This window comes from Aneurinibacillus thermoaerophilus (assembly GCF_019603355.1).
Classification (GTDB): domain Bacteria; phylum Bacillota; class Bacilli; order Aneurinibacillales; family Aneurinibacillaceae; genus Aneurinibacillus; species Aneurinibacillus thermoaerophilus.
Window position 1 is genome coordinate 2,488,325 of the sequence record NZ_CP080764.1, and the last position, 17,680, is coordinate 2,506,004.

Consider the following 17,680-nt stretch of genomic DNA (forward strand, 5'->3'; position numbering starts at 1 on the left):
AATATGCTGTTAAAAGCAGCTGTTAAAATTCACCGTTCATACGATCGAGGTGCCAGCCAAACGCTATACCTAACCGCACGCTTGCGGAAAGGAGGATAGCTATGAGAAACTTTACTCGATACGCGGTAGGCGGGCTGGCTGTCATTTTTGCGGGTGCTTGCTTTCTTCTGGCCCAGCCAGAACAAAGCGAAGCCCCTCCAAAGAAACCGGACACTTCATCTGTTTCACAACAGACAAAACCACATAAATTTTACCGCATTAACTACATCAGCGGACTGAATGAAACACGCACCAGGCTGAACAATAGTGAACACGTCATCACAATTCATCACAACAGCAATGAAACAAGCCACTACATGAAACGCGAAGTGACCGTAAAATTCAAGCGTCCGCCTTCTCCCACCGAGCTCAAACAAATGATACAGGCAATTAACGGCTGGGAAAAAGCGCGATTCGGAAGCATGTATATTTTCAAATCGCGAACCATGTCTGCCGACGAACTGATCGCATATTTCAACAAGCGGCCAAACGTGCAGTTTGCGGAGCCAAACTATCTTTTGCTTCCCAACGCAACGCCAAACGATATGCTTTATCCACGCTACCAATGGAATATGCCTGCCATTAACATGGAACAAGCTTGGGACATTAGCAAAGGGCGAGAAAACGTCATCATCGCGGTCATCGATACAGGGGTCGATCTGACGCACCCCGAATTCCAGGGCAAGCTTGTCAAAGGCCATAATGTGCTCAACGACTCCGATCGCCCTCAGGACGATAACGGCCACGGCACGCATGTCGCCGGAATTATCGCTGCCAAAACAAACAACCGTGAAGGAATTGCAGGCATTGCTTGGAACAATAAAATTATGCCTATTAAAGGTATTGGAAGCGACGGAAGCGGCTCATCGTTCGATATTGCCCGCGGTATCATTTGGGCAGCCGATCACGGAGCCAGCGTAATTAATATGAGTGTGGGCAATTATCACCCGTCTAACGTACTACATGATGCGATCAAATACGCATTTAGTAAAAACGTTGTCATGGTGGCGGCCAGCGGAAACGATCACACCTCCCAACCGAGTTTTCCCGCCGCATATCCGGAAGTTATCAGCGTCGCTGCGATTGATTGGCAAGGAAATCAGGCGAATTTTTCGAATTACGGTTCCTACATCGACGTAGCGGCGCCAGGCGTGGATATTCCAAGCACATATGTGCAGGGTGACTACGCCTCCCTTTCCGGTACTTCCATGGCGTGCCCACATGTCGCCGGGTTAGCCGGGCTTATTCGTTCGCTAAACCCGGAACTAAACAATAGCGAAGTTATGAAAATTATACGTGCAGCTACCTGGGACGCGGGTCAGCCTGGCTGGGATCATTATTACGGATACGGCATTGTAAACGTACCCCACGCCCTGCAGTTGGCCGGCACCCACACGCAAAATACCACGCCTTCAGCCACTAAACCTACACAAAAAAATACATTCTGGGAACAGCTTCAGAAATTGTTTCCATGAGAAAAGCGCGCGGGCAAACGTTTCGTAACTTTTTCTTCTCTAAACTATAAAAAAAGAAAGTATATTACTTTTTACACTTTAAAGCAAAATATACTTTTTTAAGTAATAAAAACCTCCGTCATCCCGAAAGCGGATAACGGAGGTTTTCATTTAACTGTTTAATGTGTTGCACTCATACGCTTCATAGTTACGTAATCTGTCTCATAATATTGAAGCTCGTCACGCAAATATTCGAATACCTTGGACATTCCTAACGTCAGCGCTTTCAATTCCGGCGTCACTTCTTTGTGGAAGATAATCGCATCGCGACCTGTGTACGAATTGCGTCCATCTTCCTCATACACTTCCCCTTTAGGATAGAAAAATAAGTTCACACACGTATGGTACACCAAGTAGAGGGCCTCTTCCGCAAATTCTTTGTTGAAACGGGCACGTCGCAAACAAATACCTAATTTTTCATACGCATTCTCACAATTGACGAGTAAATGGCGGAGATCTGACAGGTAATCCCGGTAATATGACTCATACTGTTCAGGGTCTGAAGACGCTTGCACAAGCTGATTTAATGTTGTGGTGTTCAAAAATTTCTCCAATTCCATACAAACCTTTTTCAGCCTGTTGTAGGACTCCTCACAGATTTCTTTCAACTGAGTCTCTGGCATAAGACACCCTCCAATCTTATAAGATTTCTCTTCCCTCTTACATTGAATTGTAACAAATTTGTTACAACTAACCTAGCATTATTTCGCTAAAAAATAATATTTAAAAATTCTTAATTGTTTATCCCGATCACTAGAATAGCTGCCGATCTTCTTTCCGTCCGCTTCTAATAATTTGCAGAATAAACAATCAATTACGAATTCATCTTCTATACTTTATTTATAAATTAAATATGTTATGATAAATAAGTCGTTCGATAAAGAACGACAAAAAATTCTGTTATTTCTGTTATCTTTTCCAAGGAGGCACTATGAAACAAGCTTTATCATTTAAAGAATTATTTGCGATCGGATTAATGACATTCTCGCTTTTCTTGGGAGCGGGTAACATTATTTTCCCCCCAACACTCGGACATGATGCAGGCTCTAAGATGTGGGAGGCTGTTTTAGGGTTTTTGATAACAGGCGTAGGCCTGCCTCTGCTCGGGGTGGCTGCCGTCGCGCGCGCTGGCGGTAATATCCAGCACATAGGACATCGTATCCATCCGATGTTCGCTACTATTTTTTCTGTACTAACCTACCTATCGATCGGGCCACTTTTAGCAATTCCACGGACAAGTGCAGTCGCGTTTGAAATCGGAGTGGCGCCGTTTTTGCCAGAAGCAGCCAAAACGTCTGCCTGGAGTCTTTTCGTATACTCTGTTGTATTTTTCGGAATTACGTACTGGCTGTGCTTGAACCCAAGTAAATTGGTAAACCGTTTTGGAAAAGTCATCACACCGTTTATGATTGCGCTGCTGGCTATTTTGCTTATCCGTGGTGCGCTGGCGCCGCTTGGCGATTACACGCCGACTACACTGGAAAAACCGTTTTCAAAAGGTTTCCTGGAAGGATATAATACGATGGATACACTGGCAGCACTCGTATTCGGCATCGTAATTGCTAACGCGGTACGTGAACGTGGTATAAGTGAGCAAAAGGCACGGGCAAAGGTAATCATGCAATCCGGTTTCATTGCGGCTATCGGCCTCAGTCTGCTCTATATCGGCCTGACCTATCTCGGAGCTACCAGCGGCCCCGCAGTTGGAGCGTATGAAAACGGGGGACAATTGATTACGCTTCTTTCCAAGCACCTACTTGGACAAACCGGGTTAACCTTGCTCGGGTTTGCGGTTACATTTGCCTGCTTAACGACAGCGGTCGGTTTAATTATAAGCTGCGCGGCATTTTTCTCAAAAATAACAGGCAATCGTTTGTCCTATCGTGCGATCATGACAATGCTTATATTATCTAGCCTGACGATCTCCAATTTTGGTCTATCTACTATTCTAAAGATTTCTGTGCCGCTGCTTGTTACGCTCTATCCAATTGCCATTGTGCTGATTGTGCTAACACTTTGCGGCCGAGCATTCCAAGAACACCGTTCTGTTTATACGGGCGGCGTTATCGGAGCGGCTCTCATCTCGGTGCTTGATGGGCTGACTGTCACCGGCGTGAAAACGGAGCGTATAACCGAAGCGCTAAGTAAGTTACCGTTAATGAGCGACCTAATGAGTCAAGGTATGGGCTGGATCATTCCCGCTCTCCTTGGGATAATCATCGGGGGAATTGTTTCGCTTTCTTCTTTCCGCAAAACAGTCACACAATAAATAGTGTGAAGCTGATGGACATGTGCAAAAACGAGCATTTGCCAGAAGCATATGCTCGTTTTTGTATCCATCTAGAAATCAGGATTCTTAAGCGATCCATTTTCATGTAAACCTGATTTTTCCAGTTCTTCCGGAGACATCATTCCTCCCTCTGCTTTGAATTCAAACCGTTTCGTCACCTTCTCCGATCCTCTCTTTACTTTTACGTACGCAATCCAGTCTCCTCCCATCGGCAGCACAGCTTGTCCCTTATACACGCCCGATTCGGTCATTTTGCCCCGAAACCCGTTTAAACCATGGTCCATATCCGCCATTTCAAGATGCACGATGACTTCTGCATCAGCAACGGGATTTCCATTTCGCGAAACATGTACCGTATATTCCGTCTTTTTTCCTGCTTCCACTTTTTTCGGCGTTGTAAAAGTAACTTGCAATCCGCCATCATTTTGCGAAACTGATTGTTCTTTCTCGTTCGCGCTACAAGCGACGAGAACAAACAAAGAAAGCAGAACAGACCAGCCTATTTTTTTCACACCCAACATATTTCCCATCCTCTTTCGCCCTTTTATTTCCTTTTTATCATAGCCGTTTCTAGTTCGTATTGGTACTCGTAAAAAAGTTCATCCAAACTTTTATTTCCTTTTTATCATAGCCGTTTCCAAATAATAATAAAAGTTTCCGACCATTATATACGGTCGGAAACTTTCGTTCGCTTTCCTTAAAACACAGGACGGACGCCGCTACGCGCTTGGCACTCCTCAGCGCTGGCATCACGGATGTTAATTTCTATCTTATCCATTTTCAAGTGCTGGGCCACTTCATTCAAAATCTCCCGTGAACGATCCACATAACGCTTTTCGATCTCTTTGTTAAAATCAAGTCCTTCATGATACTTGGCTCCAGAGATCATAACATCAGTCACCTTCACCATGCAGTTGCTGCGTTCAATTTCCCCGGATGTAGCGCGCGTAAAAATACGCAAATACACATAATCGCCGATTTTGGATGTCATAAGTGGATAATCATATGCTGCCCAATCATAGTCAAACATGCCGCCGCGATTAAACCCAATGTCATGCAATACCGTGTCAACTAAATCAAACGAAAATTCCTGGCCGATTAAGTTCGTTTCGACAATTTTCATCCGGCATTCACCCACCATACTCTTTTTTCTGTCTTCTTACGCTTTTTATTTATTATAGTAAAAAAAACATAGGGTGACGAGGGATGATTTACTTTTCTTTTACATTTATTTCTTTTTCAACAAGCATCAACATGCTATTTACCTGATTCCGGCGATCCATAAGACCTTCGATATTGATCTTCATACCAAGCACAGCGAAAAGCCCGGCGAAATACTCTTCCACCTCGGTCACCGCTCTCGCTTGCGCCGCGGCAATCTCTTCTTTAAAGGCAGGAACATAGTGACTGCGAAGCACCTCTTCGCCTTGTGCAGTGTATGCCTGCACAGGGATCTGGTATTTTCGCTCAAGATCGGCCTTCATCTTTTCCTGCCCCCCCTGCTCAAAAAACTGCTTCGGATTTTTAAAGAAATTCAATGAGCTTCTCAATTCATCAGTGGTACCTTCCGGGAAATCGGCGCTGAAATCTGGTGTATTGTAAGTTGGATGTTCCCAGGCACGCAATGTAAAATGTTCAAGTTGCATCCGATTCATTAGCTTTTCACGGATTTTTTCGCCTGTTTGTGCCATAAACCTTTCGACGCGCAGCGCAGTCGCACGCATCTCCTGTGCCAGATCAAACGCCAGAAAACGTGACAACTCTTCCAAGCTCAGCTGCAATGTCTTTTGTATCCCGCGCCCATCATCCTTAAGTGAAGCCGGGTTAAACGAATAGCGGAACGCTTCATTGAACCGAAGCATAACACGCTGTTTGACATAATAAACAAGCTCCTGAATTTCCTTTTCCAGCGCCTGAATATCAGCCGCCGTGTCCAGCTCGTGTATTGTTTGCAGCGCTTGTTCCCTGCGCGCTTCCGCCGCTTTTAATTGCTGATCACGCAAAGAAGCGTCCTGACGGGCTGTGGCGATTAAATCGTCCATCGTCTGAAGCACGCGGCGCACCTCAGCAAATGCTTCGTTCAGAGCAATCCTCGTTAGCTCTTCCAACGTAAACGCGATAAACTCATTTTCAAAATGAGAAAGGCCAGAGAAGTGGAGCGCTTCCGCCACGGACGGCAACGGCGCTTCCGCTGCGACGCCAAGTCGCTTGCGAAGAATTCCGGCAGCCGACTCGTTCAACTTCCCATGCGCCCCCATTCGTGCAAGCAACGCTGTCTGGCTGGATACGGGATAAATGCGCGGGCGCACAATACCACAAGTGGCAAGATTTTGCACGACGTGCTCCACCACACCTTCAAGTTCTTCCTGCGAACGGGCCAGATCGGCTGCATTAACGATAAAGAACATTTTATCCATCGCAAACGTATCTTTTACACGCCCAAGCTGGATTAAAAACTCCCTGTCCGCATGGGAAAACGCGTGGTTATAATATGTCACGAACAAAACAGCATCTGCATTCTTAATGTATTCAAACGCTACCCCGGTATGGCGAGCGTTGATCGAATCGGCGCCTGGCGTATCCACGAGAATAATGCCCTGTCGGGTAAGCGGGCAATCGTAATATAATTCAATCCATTCTACAAAGCACGCCTTATGCTCCTGCGCCACGAACTCCCGAAACTCTTCTAGTCCGATTATTAAATCTTGGCCAAGCTGCGACTCGATTTCGCTGTATCCTTTTTGCACTGCGCGCAAGAAACTATAGTGCGGCTTCGCGGTTGGATGCACATCTTTCGCATCCAGCGCTGACGAGCATTCAACTGCTTGTTCGATCGTTTCAGCGCTTATACCGAATACCTCAAGCGAATGCAACACATCATTTGTAATGTCTTCACGTGTTTTCAAACGTACCCGGACACTGCCGTGTGGATTGTTTTCATCCGGCGGCAAAATTTTATTAATTGCTGCCGTCGTTGGGTTCGGCGATACCGGCAGAATCAAATCACCCATCAATGCGTTCGCAAACGACGATTTGCCCGCGCTGAACGCACCGAACAGCGCGACGGTGAAACGGTTTTTCTCGAGGCGTTCAGCCCGCTGTTCCATCGCGCACGCACTTCCCGCAAGCCCTGGAATATCCTGAATAACTTGCGCGCTCCGGCGCAGCATATCAGCCATTTTTAACATGAAAGACTTATAATCTTTTTTAATTGGGGAAGAATAAGAAGCGGATGATTCTGCTTCTTCTTTTTTCACCGCTAAATGAACTGGCCTTTTTACCGTGGCCCTATCGTCTGGAGCTTGCGGCACTTCAACCCGTTCCGCCTTCTGTTGTTCATACGCTTGAAGCGGCGGAGCCTGCTCTTCGCCCGGAATTCCATTGATAAGCACATCGGTCAGGCGCGCTTCTGCCTCGCTTTCTCTTCGATTGAGCGCAACCAGCGCGTCTTGTGCTTCCTTCAACCCGCGGATTTCCTCCAATTCGCGCTTGATATCCTGCGCCTGCTCCTCCGCTTGACGACGTAGCGCCTGCGCCGCGCCTTCGATCATGGTCAGCGCCGCACGGCGGTACAGACTTTTGACCGCGTCTGCAATATCTTTTGAATAGTTCAAAACGGCTTCACCGCCTGTAAGCGCACCCGGTTTTACGGCATGTACCAGCAAGTCTTCGTCAAACTTGACACTGAATTCCATAGCATGTTTCTGATATTCGCTATCATCATATCCATACTTTTCCGGCAGCGTACGAAGCAACTCCTTAATATGCCACTCCAAGTGCGCGGAAGTGTTCTGCGACAATTCCACGTACAAATCGTTCAGCCGTTTGGCCTTTTCTTCTTTTGTTTTGCTTGCCGAAAATAGAAAACCAACTTTAAACCCCGGCTGGCGACTCTCCAAGAACAAGCGGGCCAGTTCCCGGGTTGAAAACGGAATGAGCGGCGCGTTGTCCAAGATGCTCTGCAATTCCCGCTTTCCCTCTTTTTCAAACTTCTCTGCTGTTTCAAAAAGTGAAGCAAGACGAGTAGATAATGCGGCGTATCGCGCCTGTATATTCTCCCCATCCGCTTTTTCTTCAAGCAAGCGCTCAAAAGGCTCGCGCTTAAGCGCGTGCTTTTCATGCAAAAACTTACGATGTTCAGCAATAAGATATAACGTGGCGCGAAAAATACTCGGAATGAGTAACCTTTCCTTCCCTTTGAACATCCGACCTAGTTGCGCGAGCAGCTCCTGCCATTGGTTTTCGGAATGAAACGGATCTTTTAAAGAAGTAAAGAAAACACCATCTGGCTCAATGTCCCAGTGGCGAAAAGCGTCCATTACGCTCTCGCGGTACTGGGTAAAGCTAAGCTCAAAGTCGACATGCTTATCAATCTGGTTAATAACAAGATAAACCGGCACGCCCCGATCTTTTAGTTCCTTCGTAAATTGGAAATTAACTTCTGATTGGACGTGGTTGTAGTCCATCACATAAAACACCGCGTCAGATAAATGAAGCGACGATTCGGTCGAAACTTTGTGGGCATCATCTGTCGAATCGATGCCCGGAGTATCCATAATACTAATGACCTCGCCGAGCAAATTGGACGGATGGTACAGTTCGATCGTCTCGACTTCATCCCCGTTCACCGCGTACGTTTTTAGCTCATTGATGTCATATTCCGGGCCAAAATCGATCGTTTTACCGTGCTTAAAAAAAATGCGAGCCGCTTTTTTTCCGGTTTTGATGCTGACGACGTTGGCGCTGGTCGGAATCGGACTGGAAGGCAGTACCTGACTTCCCATAATCGCATTAATCATACTTGATTTACCAGCGGAAAAATGCCCGCAAAAAGCGACGGTAAATTCTTTCTTTAGCAACTTTTCAAGCAACTGCCCTGCCTTTTTAGCATTTTTTTCGTCTCCCGCGGCAGAAAAATCTTCCTTTACTTTCTCAATACGGTAATACAATACTTCAGCAGGAACCGAAATCTGTTCCTCCTGAACCTGTGTCAGGCGTTCAATTGTCTCAATCATTCCACTCACCGTTGTTCTTCTTATTTGTGTACATTTTATGTCACTAATCTATCATCCCCTCACGCACAACGCAACCTTTGCCCCGCTTATTTTTGCCGTTTGGGATAAGTTTTCCCCCTTTTTCCTACATCATAAAAAAAATCCCTATCCGTATACCCGGATAAGGATTGGTACATGGTTATGAAACTTCTCTTACGCAGAATATGTTAAAAATCGCAGCTACTCGACTGATCCAATTGCCATTCTAGCGACGCGCGGCGCAACGGAAAATTCAGAAAGTCAAGCACAAACAACACGAATGGCAACTTGCCATCGTGTTTATCATGCAAGCGCTTCAATGTCTGTTCATCCAGCTGTTCATCAAGAAATTTCTTCATTTTTCGATATGCATCTTCTTCGTGATCACGAAACCAGCGAAGCGTCGTCGGCCCGGATTGTGCAAGACCATATTTATCCACATATTCGCGGACATCTTCAGGCACATACGTATATGCATATTGACGCGCGGCATCATACAACTCCTGTTTTTCCTCCACTGCCGACAAGCCGTCCGTCAGATAGCTGTACTTACCGCAGTGATAGCACTTCACTTCATATCGATGATTTCCTGTAACTTGTTTTCCGCAATACGGGCATGCGATTTGTTTCATCGAGTTCTCCTTTCTTCGTACCTGACACTATATAACCATTAGATTCTCCCTATACTATAATTTGCCACGTATGAGCGAGCAGATGTTTCGTGACAATATACTTACAAGGATAAATATCCTTGACAAAACTTCTCGTAAGGAGATGAACAAACCATGGCTCAAAACCAACGCACTTCCAACACCAACACTCTTGTTGTACCCAGTGCAGCGCGTGCGCTTGACCAAATGAAGTACGAAATCGCATCCGAGTTCGGTGTACAACTTGGACCGGATACAACATCTCGTCAAAATGGCTCTGTTGGCGGCGAAATTACAAAGCGTTTGGTGCAAATGGCTGAGCAACAACTTGGCGGTCGTTTTTAATCTTCCCTCTCACATAGCATTCCAATACCTTCATGGATGAAAAACAAGCCAGATCATGCAATGGTCTGGCTTTCGTCTGGAGCTTGTCCTACATCCATCTTTCTCCCCAATGCTGGATTGCCTCAATTACTTGCTTTAAGTCCCGTCCCTTTTCTGTTAATTCATATTCAATTCGTACCGGTGTTTCCGGATAAACTTTGCGCTCCAGAATCCCTGCTTCCTCAAACTCCTTCATCCGTTCGGTCAACATCCGATCACTCATCTCAGGAATTTGGGCTTTAATATCTTTAAAGCGTCTTGGACCGCCAAGCAACACGCGAATAATTAATCCTGACCATTTCTTGCCGAGAAGCTCAATGGCCGATTCATACTTCGGACACATTTTGCTGTAATCCACGACACACACCTCCTTTATCATTTTATCATGAATAAGTAACGATACAAATAAATTGACATCAAACGATGATCCATTATTTCTCCTTATGACAACGACCATAAAGGATCATGCGAGTTCCTTCTTTGGAGTACGGCCTAAAATCATAATCGCCATACACGCCCCGTACTTCGAGTCCAGCACGGGAAAGCATTTCCTCCATTTCTTCTCGCCTATACATGCGCACCCGCTCCCAGAACCGGCGCTCGTCTCCATTCTCTGTAATAATGATTTCCTTTATGACAAATCCATCTTCGATTTTGCGTCTCTCTATAATATGCTTGCCACCTACGTTTCGCTCAGATTCAGGCACAAGATGTTCTTGAATATACAACGGATTTAAATAGTCGATAACGAAATGTCCCCTTGGCTTAAGCGCTTGCGCCATTTTTTGCAGCACTTTTTCGTTTTCACTATCTTCTGCAAAATAGCCGAAGCTTGTAAACAAATTAAATAGCACATCAAACTCACTTGTAAACGGAATTTCGCGCATATCATAACGATAATATATAATGTTTCCATCTTTCGTTTTTCGACGGGCTTCTGCAAGCAAATAATCGGATAAATCGAATCCGACAACTTCATACCCGCGCTTGGCAAGCGCCCGGGAGTGCCGCCCATCGCCACAGCAAAAATCCAGCACTTTCCCCGTTTTCGGCAGCGGTAGGTTTTCAAGCAAGCTGTTAATTTCACGCTGCGCCGATGCTTCATCGCGGTGCCGATACAAAGTGGCATAATCTTCCTGAAATGATCTTACAAACCATGCAGTATCCATCACTTCGTCCCTCCGTTCCATTATCCTAAGTATAATCATACCCCAGTTATTCTGTACATTTGTGAATGTGCTTTTTTCTAAGCGCATAATGTATAAAGACCGATAAAAAATGAAGCGAGGCTGCTTCCGTATGAAAGATGTATTTCTTATTTACGCACATCGCGGCTCTTCTATCAACTATCCGGAAAATACACTTCCCGCTTTTGCGCATGCGATAAAAGAGGGGGCAAACGGCATTGAATTGGATGTTCAGCTTACAAAAGACGGACACGTTGTCGTGTTTCATGACTGGATATTGCAGCGCATTACTGGTCAAAAGGGAAAAATCAGCGACTATACGCTAACCCAGCTGCGAAAAATGGACTTTGGCGCTTGGAAACACCCCCGGTTCGCTGGCACCCCTATTCCGACACTGGAACAAGTGCTTACACGCATTGCTGGAAAAAACATTATACTAAACATTGAATTAAAAAACTTTTTCGCGATGAAAAACGGACTCGAACAAAAGGTCATCCAGCTTGTTCACAGTCATAAAATGGCCAGGCAAGTGATCATCTCTACTTTTAACCCGTTCAGCCTCGAACTGTTGCGTAAACACGACTGCAAAACCGACATCGCGTTCCTTTATTTTGGCCAGCTCCGCGAGCCATGGCGCTATGCCTTGGAATACAAGTGTGCGTATATTCACCCACCCGTTCGCGGAGTTAACGCACAACTGTTGGAAATCTGCCGTAGCCATGGACTAAAGATTGTCCCCTACCAGGTAGATACACTCGCCGAGATTAAGCAAATGATTGAACTTGGTACCGACGGAATTATCACGCCCCGTCCTGCTCTCGCCCATCGCCTGCTATACGGGACACAAACGAAAAGAAAAAGGCGAAAGCGCTAGGTACCGAATGGTTATTGCATTTCGCTTCCCGCTTATGCGAGAATAGACACGATTATATGAGCGGCTTTGCCGCCTCTTCCATTCGGGCCGCCAATGATTGTTCAACTCTCAAACCATAAATCATATTCGTACAATAAAGCAGGTGAAAACGATGAAAAAAGCTTGGCTCGCCTTCGCCATCGTTCTTGCACTTATCGGCTATTCGCTCTATAGCATCTCTGGCTCCAAAAAAGAAGAAAAAGCGAAAGTTGGCTTCCACGCTCCCAATTTCAGCCTGATCGGACTTGATGGAAAAACATACCACCTTTCTGAAATAAACAAACCGGTGCTCATCAACTTCTGGGCTTCATGGTGTGGACCATGCCGGGCAGAAACACCAGTTCTTATCCGCCTTTACAAAAAGTATAACGGAAAGTTTGAAATCCTGGCGGTCAATGTCACAGCAAACGATAAACAAGAAAACGCGAAAAAATTCGCTGCTTTCTTCCAAATTCCTTTCCCAGTACTGTTCGACAAAAATGGCGACATCACCGAAAAATATCAGGTCGCGCACTTTCCAACCAACGTATTTATAAATGAAGACGGGGAAATTATCCACATTGCGGACGGCATACTTCCTCCGGAAACACTTGAAAACATCATCCAAAAAATGGTTGGTGAATAAACCTATCCGCCTACATTGTCATCAGCTTGTCTTTCCTTCTCATAGGCGCAAATATACATAATATGGTATGATGGAAGAGCGGAGGTGAGTAAAATGACGAAGCCTAACCCTGACCTGAACCTAGACCCAAACCAAAATGATATCGTGGATTCTTCTATTGGATTCGGTGCTTCATTCGGTATTTTCATGCTCATTTTTATCGGCATGATGATCGCAGAGTATATGATGAAATAATGATTGTTTATTCAGAACTCCGTCATACATGCAGAAAAGGAAGCGCGGGTATTTCTCCGCGCTTCCTTTTCTGTTCGCAAATAAAAAGAACACTTGCATGTTCACTATAAGTGTTCTTAGCTTTTCTTAATTAAAACCCCGCCTATGCCGTTTCATCCTCATGTTTCAAAACCCGCTCTCGCAGGTGGGTGTCCGCAAAGTCATTTCCACTGTCTCATCAATGTGAGCATAGTGTCCATGGCTTAATATAAGACTCCCTTTTTATTGTTACGGTTCGAAACAAAGAAAATGAATCGAACATCGCAGGCATATCATTCACTTTACTAATAATATAATAGCCGATTGGGAAAAGCTTTGCAAGAAGAAGTTTTCGTTTGCTTTTTTACCGCTCTCCTAAAGCGCATCACTTGCATAAATAAAAATAAGTATCATAAAACATTTCATCCACGATAATGATCGTAATTTTTTACCACATTTCAATTCCGTCTAAAACTTTATTATAATGAAAAGAAATAGACATATTGGGGGATATTATGAACGCTGACACACTTGTAACACTTATCGGGCAATACGGTTACGCTGCCTTATTTTTTTGCTTATGGCTTGGAATTATCGGCATGCCGATTCCCGATGAAGCAGTGGTCATGGCCGGAGGATTCGCAGCCTCTCTTGGTCTGCTTCACCCGGTTACCGCTTTTTGTATTACGTATCTCGGAGTCATCTCCGGCCTTTCTATCGGCTATGGTCTTGGCCGAATAATGGGCCCACCGATGCTGAATAAACTCAAGAAAAAGAAAAATATAGATAAATATCTCTCAAAATCGTACGGCTTAGTCCAACGTTACGGTTCTTACTCGCTATGCATCAGCTATGCACTCCCGATTGTCCGCCATCTTGTCCCTTACCTAGTGGGGATCGGGCGCATGCCATTCATCCGTTACGCATTTTTTTCCTATACAATCGGGTTTATCTGGACGCTTGCCTTTTTTATTATCGGCCGGTTGTTTGGCAAATACATCGACAAAATTGGAATGATTGTCCATAATTACGGTCTTTTGGCTTTAGGCGTGTTGCTGGCGGGCATCGTGCTGCTCTGGGTGGCTATCCGGATGCGCAGTAAACCCGCATCCTAAGAATGAGCATATTTTAGAAAGTCCTAAGGAGATTTTGACATGATTTCGATCGTTTTCGCTATGGATCAAAACAGAGTTATTGGAAAGGAAAACAAGCTGCCCTGGCACTTGCCGGCAGATCTCGCTCATTTTAAAAGCCTTACAATGGGGCATGTCATTGTAATGGGCAGAAAAACATACGAATCGATCGGCCGGCCGTTGCCAGGACGTACAAATGTGATTTTGACAAAAAATCCGGACTACCAGGCGGAAGGTTGCGTGGTTCTACATTCCGTAGAGGAAGTGCTGTCCCGCTTTTCCGGAGATCCGATCGATGTTATCGGAGGAACGCAAATCATCACATTATTCCTTCCACTGGCTGATACGCTTTACCTCACGCTTATTAAAGCTAGCTTTCCGGGCGACACCTATCTTCCAACAATCGATATGTCAGAATGGGAACTTATCTCTAAGCGAAAAGGTGTCAAAGATGCAAAAAATCCGTATGATTACTACTTCCTTACTTATAAAAAGAGGTTGCGTCAGTAGCCTCTTTCTTCTTTCTTTGATTTATCTCCTGTAGAATGCGAGGTGAATCAATATAAGCAAGCGTTTATCAACATGCTGAAAATAGAAACTACCCCCTAAGAAGCCGCAGACCGTTTAAAATCACAAGAATCGTGCTGCCTTCATGTCCGATAACGCCGAGCGGCAATGTAAGGGACTGCGCAAAGTTGGAAAGAATCAAAAGAATAATGATGCTCAGCGAAAACGCAATGTTTTGCTTGATCACGCGACCCGCTTTTTTACCAAGACGAATTGCCATAGGAATTTTTTTCAAATCATCGTTCATCAGCACTAAGTCAGCCGTGTCAAGCGCCACGTCACTGCCCGCGTTTCCCATTGCGATGCCGACCGAAGCGGTAGCCAGCGCTGGTGCATCATTCACTCCATCGCCAATCATCGCCACTTTACCATACCGCTCACGCAGCGCTTTAATTCTTTCTACTTTTTGTTGCGGCAACAACTCCGCATATACCTCGTCCACGCCCGCTTCAGCGGCGATGGCTTCAGCGGCCGCCCGTTTATCACCGGTTAGCATGACAACAGTAATCCCAAGGTTCTTCAGCCATGCCACCGTTTCTTTCGCCTCTGGACGAAGCGTATCCTGCACCGCAAGCAGCCCAGCGAGTCCGCTCTCATTTTGTGCAAAGATGACTGTTTTTCCTTCACCCTCAAGGCGGTTTACGATTCCTGTTAGATGTGTAATATCTTCATCGTCTTCGACAAACGCTTCCTTGCCGATTTTCCACCTTTGTCCTTCAAATTCAGCCACAACTCCGAATCCGGTCACCGCCTGCATTCGCTGCGGGCGATGCAATGGTCGTCCGGCTTCTTCCGCCTTCTCAGTCACTGCGCGACCGATCGGATGTTCCGACAAGCTTTCTATAGAACCAACGATCCAAAGAAGTTCTTCCTTACTATATTCTTGCAATGGGATAACATCGGTTACCTGAGGACGTCCTATCGTTAATGTCCCCGTCTTGTCAAACGCTACCGCACGGACACCAGCCAGATTTTCCAAATGAGCCCCGCCTTTGAAAAGTACACCTTTGCGGGCGCTATTGGAAATAGCGGACAACATCGCGGGCATAATAGAAGCTACAAGCGCACATGGGGAAGCAACAACAAGAAAGACCATCGCACGATATAATGCTTCAGACCAACTCCAGCCCAGCACATAGTACGGAATGAGCATAAGCAGCAGCGTAATTCCGACCACCACTTTTGCGTATATGCCTTCAAAGCGCTCAATGAATCGCTGGGACGGCGGCATTTCACTCTGCGCTTCCTGCACAAGCCGGATAATTTTCGAAAACAGACTTGATTCGCTCTCGCTCGTTACCTCAATCACAAGTGAGCCTTCCCCGTTCAGTGTTCCGGCGTATACCGTATCCTCCACATTTTTTTCTACCGGAAGCGACTCTCCCGTAATCGAAGACTGGTTTATAGAAGACGTTCCTTCTCTAATAACGCCGTCCGCTGGAATGCGTTCACCTGGTTTCACGATAATCTTATCGCCTACCCGTAGTTCTTCAATTTTTACCTGTTTTTCCGTTCCATCTTTATACAAACGTGCCGTTTCTGGCTTTAAATCCATAAGCGAAGCGATATCCCGGTAACTGCGCATCATCGTATAGCTTTCCAGCGCGCCACTCAGTGCAAAGATAAAGATGAGAATGGCGCCCTCGAACCAGTATCCGATGCTGGCCGCGCCTACCGCCGCAAGCAACATAAGCAAATTTACGTCAAGTTCCCGTTCATTGATTAGCGTCAAAATTCCCTCTTTCGTTTTCATATATCCGCCGACACAGTATGCCAAAATATACAAAATAAAAGACCATGTGTAAGCATTGTGCTGTATTATCCAAGCTGCAAATGTAAATACGCCACACACAACTGCAGCGATTCCTTCACCATGCCGCTTAAGCGACCGTATCCAGTCTTTTTGTTTCATATCAGATTGTACGAACATAGATGATGTACATGTCGGTTTTGCTTCATTCATCTTCGTTTCCCCCCTGATAATAAATCTCAATTTTTCTGCAGAAAGCACGAATGCTGCTGTCAGGAACGACAGCAGCATAATTCTGCGTTTAGTTAAGAATGATTTTCATTTTTGTCTTAGGCTAATTTTTTTGCTTATAGGCAATTAATTTATAATTATTATAATCTAATTTTCTCCTGCTGAAAAGCAAAAAAAAACAAAAATAGGCTATTTTTTATTGACTAAGTTCCAGCACAGCTTTATAATTGAAGATAATAATTATTTTCAATTAAGGAGTGGAGAATTTATGGACATTTATACAATTGAAGCTGCATTATTTATCGTGCTGCTTATCTCATCTCCGTTCCTTCTGTATTCATTTGCAAACGTGACAAGCGGGAAGGAAAGATAATAACATATATACATATCTTTAAAAAACGCTCTGGAACCAAAAGGTTTCCAGAGCGTTCTTCGTTTTCTACCTAGCTATCTTCATCTTTGAATCGCCAACGTATTCTTAGCCTGTCGTCCACTACCCAAGGAAAGAAGTTAGCATCCAGATATGCTTTTCAAGCGAAGAATGGATGGCAAGTAACATATCGCCTGTTACTTCATCATTTTCTTTTTCTGCCAGTTCCATACCTTCTTTCAATTCCTTGTTTATTTGCTCAAAATCGTTTACAAGCGTCTGCACCATTTCACGTGCGTCTTCCTGGTTTGTTGCTTCTTTCACGGAAGCAAGTTCAAGACATTCACGCATTGTTGCAACCGGGGCGCCTTTCAAGGCAAGCAAACGCTCCGCGAGCTCGTCAATATAACCTGCTGCTTCTGTATAAAACTCTTCAAATTTTGCATGCAAGGTGAAGAATTGGCTTCCTTTCACGTACCAATGATAATTGTGCAATTTTACGTACAATACAGTCCAGTTAGCAATTTGTCGATTCAATACCTCTGTCACATTTTTCATTGTTCTTTCCTCCTTTAATTTAATAACAATAATTATTTATTTGAAACTATTACAATTAAATATATAATTATTATACTCTTTTGTGTAAAAATGTCAACACCTTATAGCTATTATGTTCAACTTTCAATTTCGTTATTTATTTGAACCTTCATATTCGGAGCAGGCGGCTTCCCCGATGCAGGAT

17 protein-coding genes and 1 other RNA gene are annotated in these 17,680 nt (G+C 44.9%); 8 read left to right on the top strand and 10 right to left on the bottom strand.

The genetic code is table 11. From position 1 onward, the window contains the following. Positions 1–101: 101 nt before the first annotated feature. Complete coding sequence (locus K3F53_RS12965; protein WP_057898168.1) at positions 102–1,514, top strand: S8 family peptidase; 1,413 nt, start codon at positions 102–104, stop codon at positions 1,512–1,514. Positions 1,515–1,672: 158 nt separating this feature from the next. Here K3F53_RS12965 and K3F53_RS12970 read toward each other — a convergent pair whose 3' ends face one another. Beyond that, positions 1,673–2,176: a DUF3907 family protein gene (locus K3F53_RS12970; RefSeq protein ID WP_057898167.1), complete on the bottom strand. Its 504-nt coding sequence runs from the start codon at positions 2,174–2,176 to the stop codon at positions 1,673–1,675. Positions 2,177–2,484: 308 nt separating this feature from the next. Here K3F53_RS12970 and brnQ point away from each other — a divergent pair, with 308 nt between their 5' ends. Next, positions 2,485–3,822, top strand: coding sequence for a branched-chain amino acid transport system II carrier protein (gene brnQ, locus K3F53_RS12975; protein WP_220559031.1), 1,338 nt, complete (start codon positions 2,485–2,487; stop codon positions 3,820–3,822). 71 nt (positions 3,823–3,893) lie between these two features. On the opposite strand, the gene K3F53_RS12980 is transcribed toward brnQ, so the two are convergent. The 4 genes from K3F53_RS12980 to K3F53_RS12995 form a co-directional block, all read right to left on the bottom strand. Continuing rightward, complete coding sequence (locus K3F53_RS12980) at positions 3,894–4,364, bottom strand: FixH family protein (RefSeq protein WP_057898165.1); 471 nt, start codon at positions 4,362–4,364, stop codon at positions 3,894–3,896. 176 nt (positions 4,365–4,540) lie between these two features. Then, positions 4,541–4,966 carry a YugN family protein gene (locus K3F53_RS12985; RefSeq protein ID WP_057898164.1) on the bottom strand — a complete coding sequence of 142 codons (426 nt, stop codon included), beginning with the start codon at positions 4,964–4,966 and terminating at the stop codon, positions 4,541–4,543. Positions 4,967–5,054: 88 nt separating this feature from the next. Continuing rightward, complete coding sequence (locus K3F53_RS12990) at positions 5,055–8,867, bottom strand: dynamin family protein (protein WP_057898163.1); 3,813 nt, start codon at positions 8,865–8,867, stop codon at positions 5,055–5,057. A gap of 197 nt (positions 8,868–9,064) precedes the next feature. After that, a complete protein-coding gene (locus K3F53_RS12995) occupies positions 9,065–9,508 on the bottom strand; it encodes a hypothetical protein (protein ID WP_057898162.1) in 444 nt (147 codons plus the stop codon). 153 nt (positions 9,509–9,661) lie between these two features. Here K3F53_RS12995 and K3F53_RS13000 point away from each other — a divergent pair, with 153 nt between their 5' ends. Continuing rightward, on the top strand, positions 9,662–9,871 hold the full coding sequence (locus K3F53_RS13000) for an alpha/beta-type small acid-soluble spore protein (protein WP_057898161.1): 210 nt from the start codon (positions 9,662–9,664) through the stop codon (positions 9,869–9,871). A gap of 88 nt (positions 9,872–9,959) precedes the next feature. Here K3F53_RS13000 and K3F53_RS13005 read toward each other — a convergent pair whose 3' ends face one another. Further along, a complete protein-coding gene (locus K3F53_RS13005) occupies positions 9,960–10,268 on the bottom strand; it encodes a winged helix-turn-helix transcriptional regulator (protein ID WP_057898160.1) in 309 nt (102 codons plus the stop codon). Positions 10,269–10,341: 73 nt separating this feature from the next. Then, positions 10,342–11,079, bottom strand: coding sequence for a class I SAM-dependent methyltransferase (locus tag K3F53_RS13010; protein ID WP_057898159.1), 738 nt, complete (start codon positions 11,077–11,079; stop codon positions 10,342–10,344). 130 nt (positions 11,080–11,209) lie between these two features. On the opposite strand from K3F53_RS13010, the gene K3F53_RS13015 reads away from it, so the two are divergent. The 3 genes from K3F53_RS13015 (at position 11,210) to K3F53_RS13025 (ending at position 12,869) form a co-directional block, all read left to right on the top strand. Further along, on the top strand, positions 11,210–11,971 hold the full coding sequence (locus K3F53_RS13015; protein WP_057898158.1) for a glycerophosphodiester phosphodiesterase: 762 nt from the start codon (positions 11,210–11,212) through the stop codon (positions 11,969–11,971). Positions 11,972–12,122: 151 nt separating this feature from the next. Beyond that, positions 12,123–12,635, top strand: coding sequence for a TlpA family protein disulfide reductase (locus K3F53_RS13020; RefSeq protein WP_057898157.1), 513 nt, complete (start codon positions 12,123–12,125; stop codon positions 12,633–12,635). 93 nt (positions 12,636–12,728) lie between these two features. Further along, positions 12,729–12,869: a YqzM family protein gene (locus K3F53_RS13025; RefSeq protein ID WP_082705921.1), complete on the top strand. Its 141-nt coding sequence runs from the start codon at positions 12,729–12,731 to the stop codon at positions 12,867–12,869. Positions 12,870–13,000: 131 nt separating this feature from the next. Here K3F53_RS13025 and ssrS read toward each other — a convergent pair. Beyond that, positions 13,001–13,181: non-coding RNA, 6S RNA (gene ssrS, locus K3F53_RS13030), on the bottom strand. Positions 13,182–13,402: 221 nt separating this feature from the next. Between ssrS and K3F53_RS13035 the strand changes: the two genes are divergently transcribed. Together K3F53_RS13035 and K3F53_RS13040 are read left to right on the top strand one after the other, a co-directional pair. After that, positions 13,403–14,002, top strand: a complete 600-nt coding sequence (locus tag K3F53_RS13035; protein WP_057898156.1) for a DedA family protein — start codon at positions 13,403–13,405, stop codon at positions 14,000–14,002. Positions 14,003–14,041: 39 nt separating this feature from the next. Further along, positions 14,042–14,530, top strand: coding sequence for a dihydrofolate reductase (locus K3F53_RS13040; RefSeq protein WP_220559032.1), 489 nt, complete (start codon positions 14,042–14,044; stop codon positions 14,528–14,530). Positions 14,531–14,618: 88 nt separating this feature from the next. Here the strand turns inward: K3F53_RS13040 and K3F53_RS13045 are convergent, their stop codons facing one another. Then, complete coding sequence (locus K3F53_RS13045; protein ID WP_057898154.1) at positions 14,619–16,550, bottom strand: heavy metal translocating P-type ATPase; 1,932 nt, start codon at positions 16,548–16,550, stop codon at positions 14,619–14,621. Between the two features lie 511 nt (positions 16,551–17,061). Continuing rightward, the gene (locus tag K3F53_RS13050) at positions 17,062–17,496 is read right to left on the bottom strand and encodes a Dps family protein (protein ID WP_091260354.1); all 435 of its coding nucleotides are present in this window, start codon (positions 17,494–17,496) and stop codon (positions 17,062–17,064) included. Between the last annotated feature and the right edge of the window lie 184 nt (positions 17,497–17,680).